Source organism: Chitinophaga flava (assembly GCF_003308995.1).
GTDB lineage: Bacteria > Bacteroidota > Bacteroidia > Chitinophagales > Chitinophagaceae > Chitinophaga > Chitinophaga flava.
Map to the genome: position 1 here is coordinate 248,519 of NZ_QFFJ01000002.1, position 23,732 is coordinate 272,250.

20 protein-coding genes and 1 tRNA gene are annotated in these 23,732 nt (G+C 46.0%); 10 read left to right on the forward strand and 11 right to left on the reverse strand.

The genetic code is table 11. The annotated features are described in order from the left end of the window. Nucleotides 1-54: 54 nt before the first annotated feature. Nucleotides 55-852: a hypothetical protein gene (locus DF182_RS17260; RefSeq protein ID WP_147243462.1), complete on the reverse strand. Its 798-nt coding sequence runs from the start codon at nt 850-852 to the stop codon at nt 55-57. Nucleotides 853-1,174: 322 nt separating this feature from the next. Between DF182_RS17260 and DF182_RS17265 the strand changes: the two genes are divergently transcribed. The 4 genes from DF182_RS17265 (at nt 1,175) to DF182_RS17280 (ending at nt 4,026) form a co-directional block, all read left to right on the forward strand. After that, nucleotides 1,175-1,831: a dienelactone hydrolase family protein gene (locus DF182_RS17265; RefSeq protein ID WP_113617098.1), complete on the forward strand. Its 657-nt coding sequence runs from the start codon at nt 1,175-1,177 to the stop codon at nt 1,829-1,831. A gap of 10 nt (nt 1,832-1,841) precedes the next feature. After that, a complete protein-coding gene (locus tag DF182_RS17270; RefSeq protein ID WP_113617099.1) occupies nt 1,842-2,480 on the forward strand; it encodes a phosphoribosyltransferase in 639 nt (212 codons plus the stop codon). Between the two features lie 130 nt (nt 2,481-2,610). Next, complete coding sequence (locus DF182_RS17275; RefSeq protein WP_113617100.1) at nt 2,611-3,174, forward strand: Crp/Fnr family transcriptional regulator; 564 nt, start codon at nt 2,611-2,613, stop codon at nt 3,172-3,174. A 66-nt stretch (nt 3,175-3,240) separates the two neighbouring features. Next, entirely contained in the window at nt 3,241-4,026 is a 786-nt protein-coding gene (locus DF182_RS17280; RefSeq protein ID WP_113617101.1) for an alpha/beta fold hydrolase, read from the forward strand. A gap of 31 nt (nt 4,027-4,057) precedes the next feature. On the opposite strand, the gene DF182_RS17285 is transcribed toward DF182_RS17280, so the two are convergent. The 3 genes from DF182_RS17285 to DF182_RS17295 form a co-directional block, all read right to left on the reverse strand. Further along, a complete protein-coding gene (locus DF182_RS17285; RefSeq protein ID WP_113617102.1) occupies nt 4,058-9,112 on the reverse strand; it encodes an MBG domain-containing protein in 5,055 nt (1,684 codons plus the stop codon). A gap of 205 nt (nt 9,113-9,317) precedes the next feature. Next, nucleotides 9,318-9,677: a hypothetical protein gene (locus tag DF182_RS17290; RefSeq protein WP_147243463.1), complete on the reverse strand. Its 360-nt coding sequence runs from the start codon at nt 9,675-9,677 to the stop codon at nt 9,318-9,320. A gap of 59 nt (nt 9,678-9,736) precedes the next feature. Further along, entirely contained in the window at nt 9,737-10,360 is a 624-nt protein-coding gene (locus DF182_RS17295) for a class I SAM-dependent methyltransferase (protein ID WP_113617104.1), read from the reverse strand. 250 nt (nt 10,361-10,610) lie between these two features. On the opposite strand from DF182_RS17295, the gene DF182_RS17300 reads away from it, so the two are divergent. Both DF182_RS17300 and DF182_RS17305 read left to right on the forward strand, forming a co-directional pair. Beyond that, on the forward strand, nt 10,611-11,141 hold the full coding sequence (locus DF182_RS17300; protein WP_113617105.1) for a DUF6232 family protein: 531 nt from the start codon (nt 10,611-10,613) through the stop codon (nt 11,139-11,141). Next, nucleotides 11,138-11,485 carry a hypothetical protein gene (locus tag DF182_RS17305; protein WP_113617106.1) on the forward strand — a complete coding sequence of 116 codons (348 nt, stop codon included), beginning with the start codon at nt 11,138-11,140 and terminating at the stop codon, nt 11,483-11,485. The genes DF182_RS17300 and DF182_RS17305 overlap by 4 nt, the downstream gene beginning before the upstream one ends. Nucleotides 11,486-11,627: 142 nt before the next feature. On the opposite strand, the gene DF182_RS17310 is transcribed toward DF182_RS17305, so the two are convergent. Together DF182_RS17310 and DF182_RS17315 are read right to left on the reverse strand one after the other, a co-directional pair. Then, nucleotides 11,628-11,701, reverse strand: a tRNA-Met gene (locus DF182_RS17310). 91 nt (nt 11,702-11,792) lie between these two features. Continuing rightward, nucleotides 11,793-14,369, reverse strand: coding sequence for a mechanosensitive ion channel family protein (locus DF182_RS17315; protein WP_161964170.1), 2,577 nt, complete (start codon nt 14,367-14,369; stop codon nt 11,793-11,795). Nucleotides 14,370-14,539: 170 nt separating this feature from the next. Here DF182_RS17315 and DF182_RS17320 point away from each other — a divergent pair, with 170 nt between their 5' ends. Beyond that, the gene (locus DF182_RS17320) at nt 14,540-16,108 is read left to right on the forward strand and encodes a glycerol-3-phosphate dehydrogenase/oxidase (RefSeq protein WP_113617108.1); all 1,569 of its coding nucleotides are present in this window, start codon (nt 14,540-14,542) and stop codon (nt 16,106-16,108) included. A gap of 64 nt (nt 16,109-16,172) precedes the next feature. Here the strand turns inward: DF182_RS17320 and DF182_RS17325 are convergent, their stop codons facing one another. The 4 genes from DF182_RS17325 to DF182_RS17340 form a co-directional block, all read right to left on the reverse strand. Further along, on the reverse strand, nt 16,173-16,763 hold the full coding sequence (locus DF182_RS17325) for a nitroreductase family protein (protein ID WP_113617109.1): 591 nt from the start codon (nt 16,761-16,763) through the stop codon (nt 16,173-16,175). Between the two features lie 17 nt (nt 16,764-16,780). After that, a complete protein-coding gene (locus DF182_RS17330; RefSeq protein WP_113617110.1) occupies nt 16,781-17,218 on the reverse strand; it encodes an acyl-CoA thioesterase in 438 nt (145 codons plus the stop codon). A gap of 75 nt (nt 17,219-17,293) precedes the next feature. Next, nucleotides 17,294-17,869 (reverse strand): RdgB/HAM1 family non-canonical purine NTP pyrophosphatase, encoded by a 576-nt coding sequence (gene rdgB / locus DF182_RS17335; protein ID WP_113617111.1) that lies wholly within the window; start codon nt 17,867-17,869, stop codon nt 17,294-17,296. Nucleotides 17,870-17,899: 30 nt separating this feature from the next. Further along, entirely contained in the window at nt 17,900-18,397 is a 498-nt protein-coding gene (locus DF182_RS17340; protein WP_113617112.1) for a hypothetical protein, read from the reverse strand. A gap of 130 nt (nt 18,398-18,527) precedes the next feature. On the opposite strand from DF182_RS17340, the gene DF182_RS17345 reads away from it, so the two are divergent. The 3 genes from DF182_RS17345 (at nt 18,528) to rpsG (ending at nt 20,790) form a co-directional block, all read left to right on the forward strand. Further along, on the forward strand, nt 18,528-19,628 hold the full coding sequence (locus tag DF182_RS17345) for a branched-chain amino acid aminotransferase (RefSeq protein WP_211327157.1): 1,101 nt from the start codon (nt 18,528-18,530) through the stop codon (nt 19,626-19,628). A gap of 284 nt (nt 19,629-19,912) precedes the next feature. Next, nucleotides 19,913-20,293, forward strand: coding sequence for a 30S ribosomal protein S12 (gene rpsL / locus DF182_RS17355; protein ID WP_012789278.1), 381 nt, complete (start codon nt 19,913-19,915; stop codon nt 20,291-20,293). A gap of 29 nt (nt 20,294-20,322) precedes the next feature. Beyond that, entirely contained in the window at nt 20,323-20,790 is a 468-nt protein-coding gene (gene rpsG / locus DF182_RS17360; RefSeq protein WP_113617114.1) for a 30S ribosomal protein S7, read from the forward strand. A 477-nt stretch (nt 20,791-21,267) separates the two neighbouring features. Here the strand turns inward: rpsG and DF182_RS17365 are convergent, their stop codons facing one another. Beyond that, nucleotides 21,268-23,712 (reverse strand): collagen-like domain-containing protein, encoded by a 2,445-nt coding sequence (locus DF182_RS17365; protein ID WP_113617115.1) that lies wholly within the window; start codon nt 23,710-23,712, stop codon nt 21,268-21,270. Nucleotides 23,713-23,732: the final 20 nt, after the last annotated feature.

Consider the following 23,732-nt stretch of genomic DNA (forward strand, 5'->3'; position numbering starts at 1 on the left):
CATTTGCTTAGAGCAAATCGTAACTATTACATGTTACGCATAAGAAATAACTATCTACTTCGTTTTATAAAAAAAACTCCCTTCTTCAACCGTGGGCTTCCAGTTTTCGGATTTCAGGTTATCTACTTTCAGGTTGTCAAAAAGTTTTTTGCTACCGGTGATTGTCATGGTAAACTGGTTTTGATCATGCATATTCTTTTGATCCAGTATATAGCCCAACCGGTATTCATTTTCCTGTACAATCTTTTCGATCAATGGCGTTAAATATTCACTGATTGCTTTAGGACTGGAGAATGCGCCCGTGTTTGGAAATTGTATTTCAAAACTACCTTCATACCTGAATTGAGGACTGTAGGCAAAAAGAAAAGTCGTGTCAGATTTTTGTTTGGCTAAATACTGTTTGTATTCTTCCTTATTTGAAAATGTAACCTTTTCCATTTTGTAATCAAATGGATATTTCTTACTGAGTTTTTTAACCTTTTCAATATCAAATTTATAGGTGTGCCCGTCGTACAAGGCACTCTTCAGGGTGGGATTCACAATCCAGGACTTCACCAGGCTGTAGTTTTGAATGATGCTGACAAAGAATGGTGGATTTTCCATTGAATTTTGTACTTCAGCGCCGGTGGTTAGTTCTGTCATCACTGTTTTTATTTCCGCAGGATTATCTATATAGAAATTCAGATGCTTAGAAGTTTTTGCTTTGTCATAGGGTGGATAGTACCCTATGAGTTTTGTGTTATTGTCGACCTTTAATGAGTCGAACATCGGACGCTCCTGCGCTGATAGGGTTAGGGATAAAACGAGGGTGGTAATTAAAAAAGCTGGCTTAAGTATAGGTTTTGTTTTCATGATGCTGTAGTTGTCTATATAAGATAAAATAAGATGGGCATATAAACAAAAGCACTGTAGGATTGGTACCGGTTTTCTGACATCTAATGCAACCACCAAAAGCGGGCAGGCATTGTAGTTTTTATTGCGCAATCTGTCCTTTAAACACCACTAAATACATTGAGCAACGCTAAATGAGCTCATCCCGGAACAGGAATGATGCTTGTCTGAAGAAAGGAGTAATGTTGAAGATATCGAGCGTACCAATAGGGCCTGAAGATGGCTTGGATATTGCAAAAAATCCTTCCAGGTCGGTTTGTTTTAACCAATATAGATAATTCGTATGTCAGGTAATGGTGAAATAAAGGTTGAACTGAAGGGTGGACCGCAGCTGATGGCGATTCTGCAGGTTCCCGAGGCTGCTAAAGGATTGGTGATTTTTGCACATGGAAGCGGAAGCAGCCGGTTAAGCCCCAGGAACAATTTTGTGGCAGATATCCTAAATAAACACCAGATGGCAACCCTGCTTACCGATCTTCTGACTCCTGCAGAAGATGAAATATATGAAAACCGCTTTAATATCAATCTTTTGAGTAATCGCTTGATAAAAGTATCAGAATGGTCGATGGAACAAGCTGCGCTGCAGCAATTGTCTGTTGGTTATTTTGGTGCAAGCACTGGTGCTGCAGCGGCTTTGCAGGCTGCTGCGCAGAACAACAGGATTGAGGCTGTAGTAAGCCGTGGTGGCCGTCCTGATTTGTCAAAAAATCTGTCACAGGTACAAGCACCAACATTGTTAATCATCGGTTCGCTGGATATAGCTGTCATTGAGCTGAACAAGCAGGCTTATGATGAGCTTCGGTGTGAAAAGAAAATAGAGATCGTACAAGGTGCTTCACATTTATTTGAAGAGCCCGGGACCCTGGACAGCGTATCCAATCTCGCTGCTGATTGGTTTGAACGATATTTAATCAGGAAGTTTCCTGGCAGCCCACTTTAAAAAAAGGGTTATGTACTTTATTGATCGATATGATGCAGCAATGCAGTTGGCAGATAAATTAGAAAAGTACAAGGGGGAAACCGGTGTGGTGCTGGCCGTGCCGAGGGGAGGCGTTCCTATAGGCTATTACCTGGCTAAGCACCTGGATTTTGCATTGGACTTACTGATGGCCAAAAAGATTGGTCACCCTTTGCATGAAGAGTATGCTATCGGTGCAGTGGGATTGGAAGATGCCTTTATAGATGAGAAAGACAATATACCTAATGAATACCTTAAAGCACAAATAGACCTTATTCGTTTTGAACTAAAGGAACGTTATAAGAGATTCATGAACAGAGAGGAACCGGTGGATATAAGTGGCAAAACAGCTATTGTGATCGATGATGGGATTGCAACAGGAAGAACTATTTTAGTCACCCTGAGAATGCTGCGTAACAAGCACCCCAAAAAGCTGGTAGTGGCCGTACCTGTTTCCTCTCAGGAAGCTGCGGAACGCATTAAAAGGGAAGTGGATGAGTTTATATGTTTGTATATGCCTGTCCCTTTTTACGCAGTAGGCAGGTTTTACGAAAATTTCAGACAGATTGATGATGAAGAGGTGATGACCCTGTTAAGGGAATTAAATGAAAGAGATAGACAAGCTGAGTAACACCCACTTTTAAAAATACGTCATCCCTATACTGATCGTTTTATAAAAGCAGTATTTTGTGATATAACATTTATCACGAATCTCTTTTGTATCATGATTTATTTAACGCAGCTTTATAGACTCAGAGCTTATGGAACGCTACCATTACTTCAGACAGTTTCACGATATCAGTTTGGCAGATTATCATTTGCTGATAGAAAATCTGCAACACCGCTCCTTTAAAAAAGGCGATTCCATTATTGTACCAGGACAGATTCAACGGGATCTTTACTTTGTAAAAAGCGGCGTACAGATGGCTTCCTTTGAGGGCGACAAAACTTATGTCATTGACTTTAGTTATTTCCCTTTCTTATGTGCTATCGCTGAATCCTTTTCATTTCAGGTACCTTCCAAATACTTTTTAACCTGCCTGACAGACAGTGAATTGGAGTATATCAGTTACGAACAGCTACAAGGACTGCTTGACCAATCCCAGCAAATAGAAAGACTCTTCAGACGAATGATCGAAGCTATGTTGGCTGGTATGGTTGATCTTCATATTAACCTTCGCGCCATGACCATAGAAGAACGGTACAGGGTATTTTGCCAGAGAAGCCCGCAACTGCTGCATCTGGTGCCACACAAGTATATTGCCTCTTATCTGGGTATAGACCCGACGAATTTTAGCAAGTTATTTAATCAGGTGAAATTTTGATCTTGGTGTAGACCAAGAATTGTTTGTCCGTCGCTTCGGAGCTTTGTAACAAACAAACACAAAGCTATGAGTACTATCGAAACCAGTGGAAGCTATGCAAAGGTAAACGGACTGGAAATGTACTACGAAGTGCATGGACAAGGAAAACCGCTTCTTCTTCTACCCGGAGCAGTCTCCGGAGTCAATACCGCCTTCGGTAACCTGATTCCGCTACTGGCAACAGACAGGCAGGTCATAGCCCTGGAGTTTCAGGGCTATGGACATACAGCGGATATCCCTGAACGCCCGCTTTCATACGAACAATTTGCAGATGATGTTATTGACCTACTGCATATGCTGAATATAAGAGAAGCAGATATTTTTGGATACAGCACCGGAGCAGGAGTAGCATTGCAGATAGCCATGCGCCAACCAGCTCTTGTCAGTAAACTTATCCTGGCTTCCGTTACTTTCAATAGCAGCGGGCGCCATCCGGAACTCATTGGATTGGAAGCCCTGCTTACTACCGAAGGCATGAAAGGTACTCCCTATGAGGCAGAATATCTAAATACCGCCCCGCGGCCACAGGACTGGCCTCGGCACCTTGAAAAAGTAACAGCATTCAACAAAAGGATGCAGGAATGGTCTGCCGATGACATCCGAAAAATTAAGGCTCCTGCATTGATTATCGCTGGTGATGCAGATATCGTCCGGCTGGAGCATGTGGTGGAATTGTATAAACTATTGGGAGGCGGTAGTATGGGTGAGTTGTCAATGCCCGATTCACAACTGGCCATATTACCCGGCACGATGCATACTACATTAACAAAGAAAACCAATTTATTAATGGCAATGATTCCCGGTTTTCTCTGAAAGCCTTTCCTGATCTGATCTATATTGCTCCTTAATATACCACGCTAATAAACCCTTTCTTTATCCCCATACCATTACCAAACCGGATCACATAATAATAAGTATCTACGGCCAGGGGCTTGCCATTCACTTTGGCATTCCAGGAATTATCGTAGTGTTTCTTTTCATAAATGATCTTACCGAACCGGTCAAATATCTGCACTTCATTATCAGGATAGAGATCGATATTCTTTACAATCCAATAATCATTAATACCGTCTCCATTGGGTGTCACGATATTAGTGGCGGTTATTTCATTCAGGTTGTCTGTTGCTACCAGCGTGAAAGTTTGCGTGGCAGTTAGCCCGTATTGATTTGCACCGGTAACGGTATAGGTAGTGGTGGCAGATGGTCGTACGGTAAGGATGGCCGTATGTTGCCCGTCGATAATGCCATTGGCATCTGCCCACTCATAGGTGAAGGCGCCGGTGGCAGTCAGTACTGCTGTTTCGCCTTTGGAGATACTATTTCCCTTATCGCTCCGTATGCTGAGTACCGGTGCGGTGTTATTGGCAATCTCCAGGGGGTGGCTTACTGGTGTGGCGGCCATGTAGTTGTTATTCCCTGGCTGACTGGCGGTGATCGTTACTGTACCCGCCCCAAGTATCTGCACCTGGTTATTATTGATGATGGCCGCAATAGCCGTATTACTACTGGTATAAAGGATCGGCAAGCCGGAGCTGGCCGTAGCAGTAAGTGTAAATACCGGATCAGTACTTAGTTTGGTTGGCAGTGCCGTGAAATGTATGCTTTGACCAGCCAGGCCGATGCTGAGTATGCCATCTGTAAAGCGGATATCATAGTTCTTCGCTGTGGCCCCGCTGGCGGTGATTGGATAATTACCTGCCGGAGAGCTGACAGTAGCCGTGGTGTTTAGCTGAACGGGTGTAGTCAATACTGTTTCATCGTCCCTACCCACAAAGCCACTATAGCTTGCATGCAGCGGTGGATTAGGATCCCCGAATATCCTGGATTGGTTGTCTGCTGTGATAGTTAACAACCGCTGCTTGATGACCAGATTGGCAGGGGTATACTGTAAGTCGTAATTGCTGTTAAGACTTAAATCGTTTTGACCAATGGCATAGGTACCGACATTTTCACCAACTATACGACGTAAACTACCTGTAAAGGCATCACCATTGATTAGCGCTGGCGTACAAGTATAAGTCAATGCCGGATCAGTGTCTCCATAGTTTTTGTTTTGTGCATTTGCGGTAACCGTAATTGTTTTTTTGTTGATGATAAGATTTGCGCCGGTATAATTTAAAACGTAGTTGTTGCTCAATGCCAGACTAGCTTTATTAATGACATAAGTACCGATGTTTTCCCCCGGGTTGCGGCTTAGACTACCTGTAAAAGCATCGCCATTCACCAGAGCCGGCGTATAAGTATAAGTCAGAGCCGGATCAGTGTCTCCATAAGTTTTGTTTCGTGCATCCGCTGTAACTGCAATTGTTTTTTTGTTGATGATAAGATCAGCACCGGTATAGTTTAACACATAGTTATTGCTCAATACAAGGCTGGCCTGGTTAATGGCATAAGTCCCGGCATCTTCGCCTGTTATCCTGCTCAGGCTCCCTGAAAAGGCATCACTGTTTACTAAACCCGGGGTATAGGTATAGGTCAGTGCTGGATCTGTATCTCCATAAATCTTATTTTTTGCATCAGCTTTCACTGTGATAGTTTTTTTATCAATCGTAAAATCAGCGCCGGTGTAAGTCAGTGCGTAATTATTGCTGAGTGTCAGTGTGTGCTGTGTGATTGCATAAGTGCCGGTACCTTCCCCCGGATCGCGGCTAAGCGCGCCGGAAAAACTATCACCATTGACTAAAGCGGGTGTATAGGTGTAAGTCAATAGCGGATCTGCATCGCCATAGGTTTTGTTTTTAGCTTCCGCTGTCAGGGTCACGCTCTTTTTGCCAATACTCAGGTTAGCGTTGGTATAATTGATCGTGTAATTATTACTCAGGGCCAGGGTATTTTGATTGATGGAATAATTACCGACATCTTCCCCGGTTGTTCTGGTCAAACTGCCGGTAAAGACATCGCTGTTCTGTAAAGCTGGCGTATAAGTATAAGTCAGTAAAGGATCTGTATCGCCATAGTGCTTGCTTTTAGCATCAGCTGTTACGTTGATCGTTTTTTTGCCGATCACCAGAGCTGCGCCGTTAAAGGCAAGAAGATAATTGGAGTTGAGGTTTAAAGTGCCCTGCCCGATAGCATAACTGCCCACATCCTGTCCTGCTGCGCGGCTCAGACCACCGGTAAATACATCGCCATTGATCAAAGCCGGTGTGAAAGAATAGGTGAGTGTGGGATCACTATCTCCATAAGTCTTGCTTTGTGCATCGGCTGTTACTGTGATGGTTTTAGGATCGATCACCAGTGAAGCATTGTGATAGTTCAAGGTGTAGTTATTATTCAGTACCAGTGTGTTCTGGTTGATAGGATAACTACCGGTATTTTCTCCTGCTGTACGGGTCAAACTACCAGTAAAGGCATCTCCGGTGATTAAAACAGGGGAATAGGTGTAAGCCAATACAGGGTCTGCATCGCCATAGGTTTTGTTTAGTGCGGTGGCATATACATCGATGGGCTTTTTGTTAATGCTAAAGTTTGCCCCCGAATAATTAACGATGTAGTTATTGCTGATGGACAGACTGCCCTTTTGGATGGCATAGTCACCGATGTTTTCACCTGCATCACGACTCAATACACCCGAGAATGCATCGCCGCTTTTTAGCGCCGGGATGCAGGTATAGGTCAATACCGGATCAGCATCGCCATAGGTCTTACTTTTTGTATCAGCTGTTACCATGACCGTTTTTTTGCTGATAGTAAGAGTAGCAGGGGTGTAAGTAATGGCGTAATTGCTGCTTAATGCCAGGGTGTTCTTGTTAATAGCATAATTACCTGCGTTCTCACCGGGCGTACGATTGAGCCTACCGGTAAACTGATCACTGCCGATCAGGTTGGGTGTGTAGGTATAAGTTAGAACGGGATCCGGGTCGCCATAAGTCTTGTTTTGGGCATCGGGAGTCACCGTGATGTTTTTGGGATAGATAACAAGAGGCTGTACAACATCACTCGCCGCTGAGTAGGATGAATTACCTGCCTGACTGGCAACGATGGACGTGTTACCCGCTTTCAGTATGATGATGGTATTCCCTTGAATCTGCGCAATGGAATTGTCCAGGCTGGAAAAAGTGACCGGGTTACCGGAACCGCCGCCGGTGGCGCTGAGCGGGATGGGATCATCACCATAGTAGTGGTTAGTTGAAGGCAGGGAAAACTGGATGACCTGCGCGATCATTGCCCTGGTCACTGTGATGGTGTAGGTTTTGATGGTGGTTCCATTCTGGGCTGTCACCTTTACGTTGATGGTGTTGTCACCCGTGTTTAAAGGCAGATCAGGCGTTGCTGTACCGCTGACCACCGTGCTGAAACTCCCACCGTTGATCTGTACAGCAATCGTGGCATTGGGCTCCGCTTTGGTGGGGGTAACGGTAATGCTGGTGACGGAATTATCTACCGTAACCTGGTAATTGGTGGTAGCGGAATTAAAGCTTAGGGTGCCTGTACTGAGCGTCAACGCCGACAGGTCGGCATTGGCAGACTGGTAAATATAAACCCAGGCGGAGCCGTTGCTCATAAGGTCTGCCGGTCCGCCGGTAATAGCCGTAGTGCCATCCGCACTCAGGTCTACAGAAGTCCCCAGTCTGGAGGGCTTTATCGGGTTAGCACCTACCAGTTTATTGCCGGATTGGGTCCAGCTGCTACCTGTACGGCTAAACGTCCAGATGGCGCCTATCAGGCTATTATCGCTGGAACCTCCCTCTATTAGGGTATTCCCGTCGGCACTCACCCCTACAGAGCTGCCCTGCCGGGCCTTGCCTACATTGCCTGTTCCCACCAGCTTATTACCTTGCTGGCTCCAGGTGCTGCCACTGCGGGTAAATACCCATACGGCGCCAATGGAACCATTATCGCCAGGTCCGCCTATCACAGCCGTATTTCCATCGGCGCTGATGGCGGTGCATTGGCCAAACTGGTTAGTAGAGGTCGCGTCTGAAGGAGTGAACCGGGAACCCTGCTGGGTCCAGGAGTTGCCACTACGGGTAAATATCCATGCCCATAGTCCATTGGATCCCATCAGGGCAGTGTTACCATCTGCACTAAGTGCCACACTATATCCCTCGCCGGTGCCCGGAAATCCGGTAAATACAGCCAGCTTGGAGCCTTGCTGGCTCCATATGCCAGCACTGCGGGTAAACACCCACATGGCGCCCTGCTGGTTGTTATCCATATATCCACCCACCAATGCTGTATTCCCATCTGCACTCAGCGCCACATCGAAACCCTGCTGGGCTGCGCCTGTATTGCCTGTTCCTACCAGCTTATTGCCCTCTTGTGTCCAGGTATTGCCACTTCGGGTAAATACCCATACCGCGCCCTGCTGGCTATCATCCATGTTTCCGCCTATCAGCACTGTATTCCCATCTGCACTGATCGCTACGGCGTTGCCTTGCTGAGATGCACCTATTCCTCCACTACCGGTAAGCGTGGCCGCTTTTGACCAGCCTCCTCCGCTACGGGTAAAGATCCAGGCCATCCCCTGATTGCTATTACCAGCTGGTCCTCCCACAATAGCCGTATTCCCATCAGCGCTGATCGCTACTGATTGTCCCATATGAGGGGTTCCTCCTGGACCCATGAGCTTGCCGCCCTGTTGAATATTGGGTACCGGAGTTGGCACCACAGTAAAACTCGTGGCACTGGTCGCATTGCCATCCGCCGTGTTTACTACCACCGCTGCGGTAGTAGTGCCTGGCATTACCATCACCACTACCTCGGTAGCACTTACTGAAACAGTGATCGCGTTCACGCCGCCCACACTTACGGTGGGGCCATTATCCAATCCTGTCCCTTGAATTTTTATCAGCGTACCTACAGGCCCCGAAGCTGGTGCAAACGAATTAATCATCGGTGCAGCTCCCGCTGCCAGGGCTAATATCCCTAAAATGGTAAGTAAAAGTATCTTCTTCATAAATGACTTGGATGGGAATACAAAGGAAGCTTATCCTTACCGAAATATATAAAAATCTATGCATGCAAAATATGCACAGAATAGTAAAAATTATGAATGTGTATAATAATCAATGGGTTAAATAAAAAAGCCTTTTTGTGTTACAGGAGGACGCTTACCATCCTAACCAGTTTTTTTATTACACGCGGCCCTTATTTCACTGCTTTCATTTTGCAGTCTTTAACATAAGTATGGAACAATTGCTAGTGCTGGAATTTATTTTTGGATGAAGCAAATTTTTATCTTCCTGAAAGAAATTATAGATACCCTGTTTGCGTTCATGCCAGGTGTTCAGCCAGTTTTCCATTGCATCTGGCGTGGTTATGTTGAAGTCTGTCCCCGGTGCGGCTGTTGCTTTTGCTATGATCTCTGCGGTAGTCATTCTTTTCTGCTCCCGCATTACAATTTTCGGTTGTAGCGCATCGATCTCATTGATCAGAGATTGGATAAACTCCAGAAACACGGTTTCTTCAGTAAAACGAACAGGGTCTATTGTTTGAAAACGGGACGAAAGCTCGCTGATCAACGGGCCACGGTAACTAACGCGATAGCCTATAGGAAGTGCTTCATCGCTGCCACTCCATTTTAGGAAGGTTTTCTACATTTAATTAAAAAGAGTGGGTAGTTTTCGGATACTTCTGTAATTTCAAATAATCCAACCTGGTCAAACGCTGCATGGATCGATTCTCTATCGTAGAAAAACATTTTAACTCCACCAAACATTTCGTAACGGTCCTTGCTTAAAAACTTGCCTTTGCCATAGGTGTCAGCTTCTTTCGAGATCACTGTAAAAACCATGTAGCCATTATCAGACAACTGATTATAGCAATCACGGATTAATTTCTTCCTTTCATTACTATTCAATAAATGAATTAGAGCGTAGCAAAATATTCCATCATATCTGTAATTATCAAATGGCATATCAGTTACAGAGCCATGATGAATAATCATATCTGTACCATAATGTTTTCTTGCCATGTCGATAGCAGTTTTTGATATCTCAATTCCTGTTACGGTTATCCCATTGTCTCTGAAAACCTGGGCATTCCGGCCATAACCTATTCCAGGGATAAGCACATTCCTTACCGCTTTTTCAACAAAAAAATCTTTTGTCAACAGGGCTGAATTCGATGGCTCAAAACCCCACATCTCCTGCTTTTCTGTAAAGGCGGTTTCCCAGAACTCTGGTTGCCCGGTTTCATCCTTCATGTTGAATATTTTAAGTTGCAATAAAGGTACAAAAAGACATACACCGTCTGATGTTGGAGCATTTGTCTTTGTTACGCTCTTTGAGAAATACAGTTGTATTAAGGAATTTAACTCATTAAATTTCTGGCTGTTTTACTTGTTAATATTAAGATATTTTACATTCGTGCGAGGCTTCGTTATAATGAAATATTTTCCTTATTTTCGTTACAAGTAGCATCTTACAGATTATTTAACCCCAAAAAATTGCAACATGAGTGTTAATAACGGAGATGGAAATAGCCCTTACCAAGGTTCTTTAGTTTTCACTAACACAACACTCTCATTTAAAGGAACTACCATTCAACTAAGAAATGTTACCCGGTTTACTACCTATCAGGTGAAACGATCTCACAGAATATCTCTAATATTACTTATAACGTCTATCATAGTATTTTTTCTGTCCTTCTCATGGAAAGGAATGGGCTATATTACAGTTATCACAGGAGCAATTGCCGGATTTGGAATCTATGAATATTTTCGGCTTAAATTATATGCGCTTGTCATTGAATTAAATTCTTCTTCTCACTATACATTCAGTAGCGTAGACAAGGAAGGCATTTTAGAGGTCTGCAGAAGACTTACTGCTGCTATGACAAGTGAAGCTCCAGTCAATACGACTGTAAATTTTAACAGTGACAAGATAGTATTTGGCGACCATGTGGCTCGCGATAAATACGAAGTGAATGATTCAAATATTGCTAAAATGGGAACATTCAACAATAATACTGAAACACCAATATGAGTAAGAATGATGAAGTTATGGGAGACAAAATAACTATAAATAACTCCGCAATCGGAGCTGTAGGAAGTGGTGCCGTTAACTACGGAAACGTGACTTCCTCATCAGAAAATTATGATTATAGTTTAATGCTTGAAGAAATCATAAAGCTTAAAGATGCGATTCGCGCAATGTCACAAAGTGATGCGCAAATACTTGCCTTATCTGTCCTCATTCAGGCCGAAGAAGGAGCATCAAGCCAAAATGGGCCGGTCATGATAGGTGCGCTGCGGAAATTGAGTTCTTGGGTATTTAATGTGGCGAAGGATATAGGAGTGAATGTTATTTCAAACTATATAGGGAAATAATATTCATTATTGAAATCCGGTTAACTGCATTTCCGGTTATTAGTTGGTATAATGAAAAAGAGAATTTAGTTAAACTGGATTTTGTTAAAAATCCATAAACAGAAAAAAGGCTTCCAAGTATTACTTGAAAGCCTTTTTTTCGTAGCGAGATCGGGACTTGAACCCGAGACCTCAGGGTTATGAATCCTGTGCTCTAACCACCTGAGCTACCTCGCCATATCCGTCTGTCTTGAACAGTCATTCTCAAAACGGGAGTGCAAAGATAACGGCTAATAAATGAAAAATCAAAATGTACAGTCCGTTTTTTTTATAATTTTTTTTCCTCATCATCGGCTGCGTCGGATGGTGGGTTGCTGGAATCCTTTGTGGTAGTACCTTTCCACTTGATCAGTACTTCTTCTTCGATAGAGCGGATATGCAGATCACGTTGTGGGAAAGGTAGTTCTATACCGGCTTTATTGAGGGCGTCATAGATAAAAGTCAGTACCCGGCTTTGTAGTGAGCCGGCGTTGCCCAGGTCGGAGATCCAGAAAAACACCTGGAAATTGACGGCGTTGTCGCCAAACTGGGACAGCTGTATAACTGGTTCTGGAGAGGTGAGTATCCCTTCCTGGTTGGTGAAGGCGCTTTTGATGATGGTGGTCACCTGTTCAATATTGCTGCCATAACCTACGCCCAGCATGAAGTTGACGCGACGGGCACGGTTGGTCAGGGTCCAGTTGATGAGTTGTTGGGAGATGAGGTCGGCATTAGGTACTACAACGGTAGAGCCGTCATAGGCAGAGATTTTACTCGAACGGATACCGATCTCTTTTACGATACCGGAGCGGGGACCGATCTCTATCACATCACCTACTTCTATAGGTTTTTCAAAAGCCAGAATGATACCGGATACGAGGTTGTTGACGATATTCTGTAAACCGAAGCCAATGCCTACGCTGAGGGCGCCGATAACGATCGTCAGTTTGTCCATGGGTATGCCGGAGGCTGCGAAAGCCAGCAGAATACCGCCGGCGAGTACGGCCAGCCTCAGCAATAACAGGGTGGAACCAAACCGCGGTTTCTGTGTAGGGGTGGCGCTCTGGCCGGTATTGCCAAACATATAGGCGATCAACTGGGAGGCTACAAAGGCGATCCATATCACCAGCACAAAAATGATCACGCTGCTGAAGGTGAAGTCTGAATTACCGATATGTCGACTGGTAGAAAGAAACTGGATGATATCGGCGGAAATAGCATCATACAGATAGAGGTTGCGGGCTACAATGATGAGCCAGCCAACGAAAGCCAGCACGGTCAGGAATGTCTTCAGTTTGGTTTGCACATCCTGGTAGTCCATAAAGGAGATGAAAGTGCTGGAGTTTTTGTTGGCTTCTACCTGGAGGAAAACCGCTTCCAGTAATATCTTCACCAGTACATAAAGGTTGAGGGCCATGACAGTATTCACAACCGCGCTGGACCCGAAAATTTTGGCGCTGCCTACCCGCGCTAACAGCACCATCAGCAGGGAAAGAGCGCTGGTGGCGATAAACAGCTTGATAACAGGCCGGGTATATTTCGGTTGGACAAAACTGGTCAGGGTGGTTTCTTTCAGCAGGCGGAAACCCAGCAATATACAGAGAACTGCGCTGATGAGCAGGCCCCATTGCTCGGCATAGGTCACTTCTATCAATAGATTATTGAGAGAATAAACGAACAACAATACCATCAATAGTTGCCAATACCGGAACAGTGTTTTGGGTAGATCGGTTTTGAAGAGATAGCTGAGCGCAAACATAGTAAGTGCCCAGATGATTTGAGTGTAAAGGATAGGGTAGCGGACTGATAGTACCGACGACAACGTAGTCACAAAAATAATAGTACAGGCTATCGGGTGCCGGTATACATAACGGGCATGGTGCAGGATGGCTTCCGCTTCCTGTTCGGGGTGGTTACGCTGTACATGATGCACATTGCTCCGTGTCCATAAGGCAAAGAGGGTGGCTAGGAGTATCCACACGATGAATATCGGCCACTGTATAGAAAAAAATATGGTCAGCACACGGGTGCTTTTATGAAGGGAACGATCTACTACCGGAAAAAATTCGAGAGGGTTGATGCTGTCGCGATGTGGCCTCCAGATGTAGCGATAGTCCTTTGAAAACATATTGGCAGAAAACTGTTGCAGCCGGTAATCACTGTCTTCCAGCAGATTGGAAACATCGATATAGCGGTTGGCGATCTTGTTTTGTAACAGTCCTATTTTAACCAGGCTGATTTTATTGGCACTGTCTACCGATCGGTATTTGACGATCAGGCGGGTGAGTTGTCCTATGTAGAAGCCATACAACTCATCTTCTGCCGGAATACTACGCATGGAAGTATCCTGGCGTAGGGAATGGAGCGTGTCGTTGATAGCTACCAGCTGGTTATAAAAGGAAAAGAGGTTGTTCTGCCAGCCGCTGAGTCTACGCTGTAGTTGTTCGAGCATCACCTTGTTAGTGTAAATATCGTTGACGTTGGGAGTACGTCCCAGCCCGGCAATATTCTCGCGGATAAGTGCCAGGGATGTATCTATCAGTGGTATCTCCCTGCTGATGTTGATAGTGTCAAACCCGCGGCGCAGGCTGCTCATCAGCTGATTGAGCAGCAACGTATAACCTTCGATCCGGCTGATGATAACCGCAACGGCGGTATCAGATTTTTTGAGTTTAGAGGTGTCCCGGGCCAGATTGCTGATATTTTTACGGATAGTGGCACTGTCTATGGTGGCCATGTGGATGGTGTGGGGGATGGGAGTTGTTTTTTTGCGCTGCGCGCTGAGAGGTAGGGCGATGATCAACAGGAGCAATACCAGCAGGGGCCGGCAGCAACGCTGCAATATGGATATAACCTTAATGGACATATGAATAGTGTGAGAACGGATGATATCCCTTACAGGAACATTTTTTACGCCTAAATGTTTCACACGCCAGAACATTTCCTTTACCTGTCCGTTAAGTTTTTAGGCAGATGCCCCGAATGCTTGTGAGGTAGATATTTACGCAGTAATTTGTAGGAATCGAAAACTCGTTTATGAAAAGAGAAGCTATTGTTGCAGCCCTGAGAAAAGACCTGGAGCCATGGGATGTTATTGTGGCCGGTGGTGGTGCTACCGGCCTTGGTGCTGCCCTGGAGGCCGTCACCAGAGGATATCGTACCCTGCTGCTGGAACAGGCCGACTTCGCGGCCTCTACTTCCAGTAAAAGCACCAAACTCGTACATGGAGGTGTCCGTTACCTGGCACAGGGTGATGTGTCCCTGGTAAGAGAAGCCAGTATAGAACGCGGCCGCCTCGCCCACAACGCTCCCCACCTCGTCCGTAACCTCAGTTTCGTGATTCCCACTTTCAACGCCTGGGAAAACATAAAGTATACGATCGGCCTTAAAATGTATGACTGGCTGGCCGGAAATCTCAGTCTTGGAAAGTCAGTACATATCTCCCGCAAAGATACCCTGGATAAGCTCTCTACCTTGAAAAAAGACCGCCTCGCCGGCGGCGTCCTGTACCACGATGGCCAGTTCGATGACAGCCGCCTCGCCATCAACCTGGCCCAGACCATCTCCGATAAAGGCGGCACTGTATTGAACTACATGAAAATCACCGGCCTCCGCAAAGATGGAGAAGGCAATATCAGCGGACTGACGGTAAGGGATACACTAAATGATGGCCCGGAAATTTTCCTCAATACCAGGGCGGTGATCAATGCCACCGGTGTTTTTGCAGATGATGTCCTGGAAATGGACAACCCCGACGCACCTAAATCTATCGCGGCCAGTCAGGGTGTTCATGTGGTACTCGACAGCAGTTTTCTGCCTGGCCACAATGCACTCATGATACCGTCTACCAGCGATGGCCGCGTGTTGTTTGTAGTGCCCTGGCACAATAAGGTGGTAGTAGGTACCACCGATACACCGGTCAATCACATCAGCCTCGAACCACATGCACTAGAAGCTGAAATCAACTTCATCCTGCAAACAGCCGGACAATACCTCGTCCGGGCGCCCCAACGCAGCGATGTACGCAGCGTATGGGCAGGCCTGCGACCACTGGCTGCCGCCAAGGCAGAAGGTCATAAAACCAAAGAGATATCCCGCAGCCATAAAATCATCGTGGCCGCCTCCGGCCTTGTCACTATCATTGGTGGTAAATGGACTACCTATCGCCGCATGGCGGAAGATGTGTTGCATCAACTGGAAAAATCCCTGCGCTGGAAACAAACAGAATCCCAGACCCAGGAAATGCTGGTCCATGGCGCCACTCCTAATGTCAACTGGGACGATCCCTGGTATTTCTACGGCAGCGATGCACTATATCTGCATCAGCTGGTAGCCACCCAGCCCGATATGCAGGAAGTGCTGAGCGAACCATATTATATTTTAAAAGCACAGGTAGTATGGGCTGTAAGAGAAGAAATGGCCCGGAATATTGCGGATTTCTTGGCCAGAAGGGTACGCCTCCTGTTTCTGGATGCCAGAGAAGCTTTACGTATAGCCCCCGCCGTTGCCGCTATTATGGCAACTGAACTGATTAAAGATGAACGCTGGGTAAACGAACAACTGAAAACCTTCGAAACCCTCGCTCAAGGGTATATCTTATCCTGATATATGATTTAGGGATTTGAAGAAATCTCCAAATCCCTAAATCAAAAAATCGTACATCAAATTCCTACATCCACTTTACTTTTTCTGCCAATGGCTTGATTCGTTTTCCTGGCTGTGCCGGTTCGTCGGTATAACCCAGATAAAAGAATCCCAGCACCTGGTCATCATCTCCCAGGCCCAGATAATCCTGCATGGCAGGATGGTAGGTCATACCTCCTGAACCCCAGTAGGCGGAAATGCCCTGAGCAGTAGCGCCCAGCCACATATTCTGCACAGCGCAGGATACTGCTGCCACCTCTTCTACAACAGGAATTTTAGGATTGCTGCCCCGTTTCATGCAGATGGCAATCACGTGAGAGGCCAGGTTACCCTGATCTTTCAGTTTGTCGTAGTTGCCGGGGATGAACTTGTCGGCAGCCGTATGTTGTTTGTACAGGTCGGCATGGTCAGCACAAAACTGCTGTACTTTGTCTCCACTGTAAACAATAAAATGCCAGGGCTCTGTATAGCCATGGGTAGGAGCCCAGTCAGCCAGCTGCAGCAGTTGTTGTATGGTATCGTCGGCCACTTTTTTACCGTTCATGCTGGTGGGTTTCACCGTGCGGCGGGAGGCAATTATTTTTTCCAGATAGCTGGTCGTTGTATTTATTTCCATGATCTTGTTTTAATCGGTTAAATGTTTTCCAGGGCAGTTTTCATGGCTGCCGGCAGTTTCATAACTTTCCGGAGGTTATAGTCAAAGCATATCATGCCGGTTTTGGCATCGGCGATAGTAATAGACTGGCCATTGCGCTGGGTGGTAATATGATAGAATAACTCAAAGCCAAACGCACTATATTCCCCGGCAGCCATTTCCACGGTGAAGATATCTCCGTGAAAACCTTCGCCTTTATAGGCAACGGCTACGTCGCTCATAATCAGGCCGGTATTGGCTTCCAGGTCTAGTTCTTTGTAGCCGGCCTGCTGCACAAACTGCATACGGGCTTCGTGCATAATAGAGAGGATGGCATCATTGCCTACATGTCCTCCATAGTTAACATCCTGTATCCTGATAGGTATCGTTGTGCTGAATCCGAGTTTTTCCGGTAAGTCTATTTTTATTCTGGCCATTATTTTTTAGGTAGATGGTTTTGATGTAGAGGATGATTTTAAAATCAAAAAATTCCTAAATCACAAAATCGTAAATCAATATGATTGCAGGAAGGCCACGAATTTTTCGAAGGCCCGGCCCCGGTGGCTGTATTGGTTTTTCTCTGTCAGGTCCATTTGGGCGAACGAACGGTCTGCTCCTTCCGGAATAAAGATAGGATCGTAGCCGAAACCTTTTTCTCCCATGGTATGGGTGCTGATATGGCCCTGGCTGACACCTTCAAACTGATACTCCTTGCCATCCAGTATCAGGGAGATGACGGTACGGAAACGGGCCGCTCTGTTGGTGACACCTTCCATTTCAGTCAGCACCTTGGCGATATTGTCGGAGGCCAGCTTCTGTTCGCCGGCATAGCGGGCGCTTAATACACCCGGAGCGCCCTGAAGGGCATCTATTTCCAGGCCGGTATCTTCCGCAAAACAGTTCTGTCCCGTCATCTGGTGGATGGTGCCGGATTTCTCCCTGGCATTTTCTTCCAGTGTGTCGTGTGGCTCGGGGATATCGATATCAATACCGGCTTCATGCAGGGTAATGATCTCAAAGTGATCACCCAGCATAGAACGGAATTCTTTAACCTTGTTCTCGTTATTGGTAGCAAAAATCAGTTTCATCTTCAAATAGCAAAAAAATTATATAATAACCTAGATACCTAATAGTTGTTTTAGTCCGGCCCATAATTTGGCTTTCAGTATTTTGTCGGCCCCGATCAGCTGGAGCTCATCAGAAAGCAGCAGGGTAGTGGAGTTGGCAGTCACTATCTGATACAATGGCGCATCAGTAAGGCCTAACGGCCCCGATGCTGTGCCAAATACAATGGCCTTCTCTATTTTTACGGCAGACTGCCAGCCAGCGAAGCCCAGTTGAGGGTAGTGAGAGGCGTTAATAAGCGACACATCCTGCATGCTTAGTTTACAGGCATTTAATATATTGGTAAGGAGGTTGAATAATTCATCATTTAAGTAGGCTTCATTTTCGTTTTGTATGAAGAGCGCAATGTTTTTTTGATTTTCTCCTAAATATTTGACTTTCGGCACCTCAATTTGCTGCGCTGCAACCGGCATGCTTTTCCCGGGAATGATGGGCTGGGTGAAGATTTTAGCCAGATAATACGGATCAAGTTCCAATTGCTCGAGCGACATATTATTATGATTTAATTTAATATTAAAGTCCGGCGTAGGGAAAAATCAGTTTATTTGCACTGCCGTAGGCCGCAACTGCGCCCTACCCCGGGACGAAAGTGTAAAAATATTGAGATAAAATTGATTAACCATGATGGTAGCTAAATCAACAGTAAAGGAAGAAGCATTACAGAAGATCAAAGTCACAAAAACTACGCATAGCCGTTTAAGTGAAGTAGATTTTAATAATCTGGTATTCGGTAAAAAATATGCAGACCACATGCTGGTTGCTGATTTTGATGGAAAAGCGTGGGTAAATGCCGAAATCATGCCTTTTCAGAACTTTTCTGTAAGTCCTTCCAATGCAGCCTGGCACTATGGACAGGCTATCTTCGAGGGCATCAAAGCCTATAAAGATCCTCAGGACAACCCGATGATTTTCAGGCCTTACGATAACTACAGAAGATTTAATACCTCTGCGGAAAGAATGGGGATGCCCGAAGTACCCGAGTGGCTGTTTATTGGTGGCATGGACATGCTGATAGATCTGGACCGCAACTGGATCCCTACAGGACCTGGCTGCTCCCTCTATCTGCGTCCCTTTATGATTGCCGCTGATGAGTTTATCGGTGTACGTCCTTCCGATACCTATCGTTTTGCCATTATCAATTCTCCATCCGGACCATATTTCAATAAGCCGATCAAACTGCTGGTGCAGGACAAATATGTACGTGCTTTCCCGGGTGGCGTTGGATATGCTAAAGCTGCGGGTAACTATGGTGGTACCATGTATCCTACCATGCAGGCCAAAAAGCAGGGCTACGACCAGATTCTCTGGGTAGACGGCTATGAACATAAATACCTGCAGGAGTGCGGTACCATGAACGTATTCGTGATCATCGGCAATACAGCCATTACACCTGATCTGTCTCAGGGTACTATCCTGGAAGGGGTAACCCGCGCCAGCGTAATCGACCTGCTCAAAGATCTGGGCCTCACCGTGGAAGAAAGACCTGTTTCTATTGATGAAGTGGTGAACGCCTATAAAAACGGTACCCTTAAAGAAGTATTCGGTACTGGTACTGCCGCTGCACTGGCTTACGTAGAACAGCTGGATTACCTCGATACTGAGATCAAACTGGATACTGCTACCTACAAAATCGGAGCTGAAGTTATCCGCCGTCTGGATGCCATCCGCACCGGCCGTGAAGAGGATAACCGTAACTGGAATTATCATGTAGGCAATGAATAAGGGAATTACATATTATTAAAATAATGAAAATAGGCCGTTTTAAACGGCCCTATTTTTTTATGGTAGTTTCTGAAGGAAATCATACCTTTGCAATCCGGATTTTTGATGTCCTCTTTTATACCAAGATAGATTACCCAGTCTCCGACTACAGGAAATTCAAAGCCGGTAAAAAATATTCGAAACAATTTTGTTATTCACATATATAGTTTTACCTTTGCCCTCCCAAAATCCCTTATGGGAAATTTGGATGTCATTGTAAACCGACATAAAAAACTAGGTAAAGAATGCCTACTATACAACAATTAGTAAGAAAAGGAAGAGAAATTATCCGGGCTAAGTCCAAGTCCAGGGCATTAGATAGCTGCCCTCAGCGTCGCGGTGTTTGTACCCGTGTGTACACAACCACGCCTAAAAAACCTAACTCCGCTTTACGTAAAGTGGCAAAGGTACGTTTGACCAATAAAGTTGAGGTGATCGCTTATATCCCAGGTGAAGGTCACAACCTGCAGGAGCACTCTATCGTACTGATCCGTGGTGGTAGGGTAAAAGACTTACCAGGTGTTCGTTACCACATTGTTCGCGGTTCCCTGGATACTGCCGGTGTGAAAGACAGAAAGCAGAGCCGTTCCAAATATGGTACTAAAAAGGAAAAGGCTAAAAAATAATCAATTATAAATAGTCGTAATTTTCAATAATGAGAAAGCAAGCTGCAAAAAAATTGCCTCTGGCTCCGGATCCTCGGTTTAACGACAAGCTGGTAACACGCTTCGTTAATAACGTAATGGAACAAGGAAAGAAGAGCATTGCCTATAAAATTTTCTACGATGCTGTGGATAAGGTGAGCCAGATGACCGGAGAAAACGGTTATGAGGTTTGGAGAAAAGCATTAAACAATGTTACTCCTGCTGTTGAAGTTAGAAGCCGCCGTATCGGTGGTGCTACCTTCCAGATCCCTGCTGAGGTTCGTCCTGATAGGAAAGTTTCCCTGAGCATCAAATGGCTGGTTCGTTTCGCTGGTGAAAGAAACGGTAAGAGCATGGCAGATAAACTGGCCAATGAAATCGTAGCAGCAAGCAAAGGTGAAGGCGCAGCGTTCAAGAAAAAAGAAGATACTCACCGCATGGCGGAAGCTAACAAGGCTTTCTCTCACTTCAGAGTGTAGTTTTAGCCCTCACGGGCAACTCAATATATTTGGCAAACAGTTCCTCTTCGGAGCTGTTTGCCTTTTTATGTGTGGATAAGTAGTGCTTTTAGTGTGAATAACCCCTGCATTACCCCGTTGATAAACTAAGCCTCCCACTATCATGGCGGATTTGCCAGGACATCATTTGGCATGATCTAAATGTGGATAACTGCACAATTTCCGTATAAACAGCCCGGTATTTCAACTGCTCCCCCGGAGTTCTCCCTGATCCTCCCCTTATCTGCTGTCCCTCTACACTCGTTGGTTTTTAAACCTCGGCTTTAATACGCATGCCGTGTTGAATGGTTGCCAGTTCCCATATTTATCCCCCGTCAACAACATTTCAATACCTCCTTGTCGACCACTGACATCTGGCCCGTTTCAAACTTTCCTCCCGGACATAAAAAAGCCGTCAGGAGATCCTGACGGCCTTTACTAATTGGATAGATATACTGCTTATCTCACATTGACCAATACCTTAATCTTCCCAATCTCACCAGTAAATTCTTGTAATGCCTTTCCGATCGCCTGGCCAGTTTTCAGAACACCCAGATCTGCTTTCATAGCATAACCAGGTTTGCTGGCTGTAACCAGGATATCCCCACGATGAATCGGACCGTTTTCATTGCATACCTTGGTAGGAATCACACCAACCACGCCCAGTGGCACCTTGTTGGAAATATCTGTGTTGATATCCTCCTCTGACATTAACACCCCGGGTTTGGTGGCATATACACCTACCACCAGGGATGAATATGCACCGGTGGACTTTTCGAGGGTACGGTCTGTACCTGTAGCAATCGCCATCACATCACCCGGCTCGTATTGTTGTATGTTACCGGTTACATCAAAAGCTTCAGCCATATCCGCACCTCCTGTTTGGGTACCGCCATTAAAGAAACCTCTACCTGTATTGTCTATACGGGCTACATTGATACTTTGTTTTTGAAAGACAGCAAGATTACCATTGGCGCTGGGATTAGTATGATTAATAAAGAGATCATCGCCTTTCCCGTTATTGGTAATCAACAACACAGGGCTGTTACTATTACCCCCTGAATTAGTATTGATAAAGTGGGCTGCTGTCCCTGTAGAAGAACTAGTTGCCTGAAGCGCATCTCCTGTACCGCTGTTAGTAAGACTGAAAAGGCTGCTAGCAGTGCTTCCAGTACCAGCATAGGGGAGGGTAACTGCTCCTGCCGCTCCGGTTGCTCCAGTTGCTCCTTGAGGTCCTTGAGGTCCCGTTGCTCCAATTACCCCTTGATCACCTTTATCTCCCTTGTCACCCTTGTCTCCAGTCACTCCCTGTACGCCTTGAGGTCCTTGTGGTCCGGTTGCTCCAATTACCCCTTGATCACCTTTATCTCCCTTGTCACCCTTGTCTCCAGTCACTCCTTGTACGCCTTGAGGTCCTTGTGGTCCGGTTGCTCCAGTTACCCCTTGATCACCTTTATCTCCCTTGTCTCCAGTCACTCCTTGTACGCCTTGAGGTCCTTGTGGTCCAGCTGCTCCAGTTGTTCCCTGATCACCTTTATCTCCCTTATCACCAGTCAACCCCTGTATGCCCTGTAGCCCTTGATCTCCTTTGTCCCCCTTATCGCCTTGGTCTCCTTTATCACCCTTATCGCCTTTGTCACCTTTATCACCATGGTCGCCCTGATCTCCTTTATCGCCCTTATCACCTTTGTCACCTTTATCACCATGGTCGCCTTGGTCTCCTTTATCACCCTTATCGCCTTTGTCACCTTTATCACCATGGTCGCCCTGGTCTCCTTTATCACCCTTATCACCCTTATCGCCTTTGTCACCTTTATCACCATGGTCGCCCTGGTCTCCTTTATCACCCTTATCGCCTTTGTCACCTTTATCACCATGGTCGCCCTGGTCTCCTTTATCGCCCTTATCGCCTTTGTCGCCTCTATCACCCTGGTCGCCCTGGTCTCCTTTATCGCCCTTATCGCCTTTATCACCATGGTCGCCTTGGTCTCCTTTATCACCCTTATCGCCTTTGTCACCTTTGTCACCATGGTCGCCCTGATCTCCTTTATCGCCCTTATCACCTTTGTCGCCTTTATCACCATGGTCGCCCTGGTCTCCTTTATCACCCTTATCACCTTTGTCACCTTTATCTCCATGGTCACCTTGATCTCCTTTCTCACCGGGATCCCCTTTACATCCTTTTTCTCCCTGAGGCCCCTGAGGTCCGCATGACCCCGCAGGCCCTTGTTCACCCTGAGGTCCCTGAGGTCCCTGAGGTCCTTGTGGTCCTTGTTCACCCGGGTCTCCTTTCACGCCCGCTGCTCCCGGATCTCCTTTATCTCCTTTCATACCCGGACTGCCAGCTGGCCCGGTTTGTCCTACAGGTCCAATCGGCCCAACTGGTCCTGCAGGCCCCATATCACCTTTGTCGCCTTTAGCACCCGCCAGTCCGGGATCTCCTTTGGAGCCCGCTGGTCCGGAGTCTCCTTTATCTCCCTTATCCCCTTTAGGACCAGATACGCCGTTGGCAGCATACAAGGCATAAGGTACGCTCGCACAGGAAGAGGTGCCCAGCTCCTGATAGCTGCCGCCATCAGCAGAGGCTTCCACCTTGATGAATTGATTGGCATTTGCCCAGGGAACTGCACTGAAATTGCCGCTGGTGGGGTTTCCTGCGCCGATCTGCAAGGTAAAGAGCCCCAGCTGGTTGGTGGTAGTGTTATGTGTTTCCTGGTATTGTACCGGGCCGGACGGAGAGCCACCTAGAATGGTGATCCTCACTTTTATATTTTCATTGGCCAGCATAGTGCCGTTGTTATTCCTGGCCACTGCCTGGTAGTTGATCGTTTTGAGTCCGTTTTGTGCATAGAGCTGTAAGGAGAACAGTGTGCAGCAAATGATAAACAAGTATCTTTTTGTCATAACTGGTGTTTTATACAGTA

What these genes read in the sequence shown, in the direction of transcription:
- DF182_RS17260 (WP_147243462.1), bottom strand. Translation starts at nt 852, where the DNA reads ATGAAAACAAAACCTATACTTAAGCCAGCTTTTTTAATTACCACCCTC.
- DF182_RS17265 (WP_113617098.1), top strand. Translation starts at nt 1,175, where the DNA reads ATGTCAGGTAATGGTGAAATAAAGGTTGAACTGAAGGGTGGACCGCAG.
- DF182_RS17270 (WP_113617099.1), top strand. Translation starts at nt 1,842, where the DNA reads ATGTACTTTATTGATCGATATGATGCAGCAATGCAGTTGGCAGATAAA.
- DF182_RS17275 (WP_113617100.1), top strand. Translation starts at nt 2,611, where the DNA reads ATGGAACGCTACCATTACTTCAGACAGTTTCACGATATCAGTTTGGCA.
- DF182_RS17280 (WP_113617101.1), top strand. Translation starts at nt 3,241, where the DNA reads ATGAGTACTATCGAAACCAGTGGAAGCTATGCAAAGGTAAACGGACTG.
- DF182_RS17285 (WP_113617102.1), bottom strand. Translation starts at nt 9,112, where the DNA reads ATGAAGAAGATACTTTTACTTACCATTTTAGGGATATTAGCCCTGGCA.
- DF182_RS17295 (WP_113617104.1), bottom strand. Translation starts at nt 10,360, where the DNA reads ATGAAGGATGAAACCGGGCAACCAGAGTTCTGGGAAACCGCCTTTACA.
- DF182_RS17300 (WP_113617105.1), top strand. Translation starts at nt 10,611, where the DNA reads ATGAGTGTTAATAACGGAGATGGAAATAGCCCTTACCAAGGTTCTTTA.
- DF182_RS17305 (WP_113617106.1), top strand. Translation starts at nt 11,138, where the DNA reads ATGAGTAAGAATGATGAAGTTATGGGAGACAAAATAACTATAAATAAC.
- DF182_RS17315 (WP_161964170.1), bottom strand. Translation starts at nt 14,369, where the DNA reads ATGTCCATTAAGGTTATATCCATATTGCAGCGTTGCTGCCGGCCCCTG.
- DF182_RS17320 (WP_113617108.1), top strand. Translation starts at nt 14,540, where the DNA reads ATGAAAAGAGAAGCTATTGTTGCAGCCCTGAGAAAAGACCTGGAGCCA.
- DF182_RS17325 (WP_113617109.1), bottom strand. Translation starts at nt 16,763, where the DNA reads ATGGAAATAAATACAACGACCAGCTATCTGGAAAAAATAATTGCCTCC.
- DF182_RS17330 (WP_113617110.1), bottom strand. Translation starts at nt 17,218, where the DNA reads ATGGCCAGAATAAAAATAGACTTACCGGAAAAACTCGGATTCAGCACA.
- rdgB (WP_113617111.1), bottom strand. Translation starts at nt 17,869, where the DNA reads ATGAAACTGATTTTTGCTACCAATAACGAGAACAAGGTTAAAGAATTC.
- DF182_RS17340 (WP_113617112.1), bottom strand. Translation starts at nt 18,397, where the DNA reads ATGTCGCTCGAGCAATTGGAACTTGATCCGTATTATCTGGCTAAAATC.
- DF182_RS17345 (WP_211327157.1), top strand. Translation starts at nt 18,528, where the DNA reads ATGATGGTAGCTAAATCAACAGTAAAGGAAGAAGCATTACAGAAGATC.
- rpsL (WP_012789278.1), top strand. Translation starts at nt 19,913, where the DNA reads ATGCCTACTATACAACAATTAGTAAGAAAAGGAAGAGAAATTATCCGG.
- rpsG (WP_113617114.1), top strand. Translation starts at nt 20,323, where the DNA reads ATGAGAAAGCAAGCTGCAAAAAAATTGCCTCTGGCTCCGGATCCTCGG.
- DF182_RS17365 (WP_113617115.1), bottom strand. Translation starts at nt 23,712, where the DNA reads ATGACAAAAAGATACTTGTTTATCATTTGCTGCACACTGTTCTCCTTA.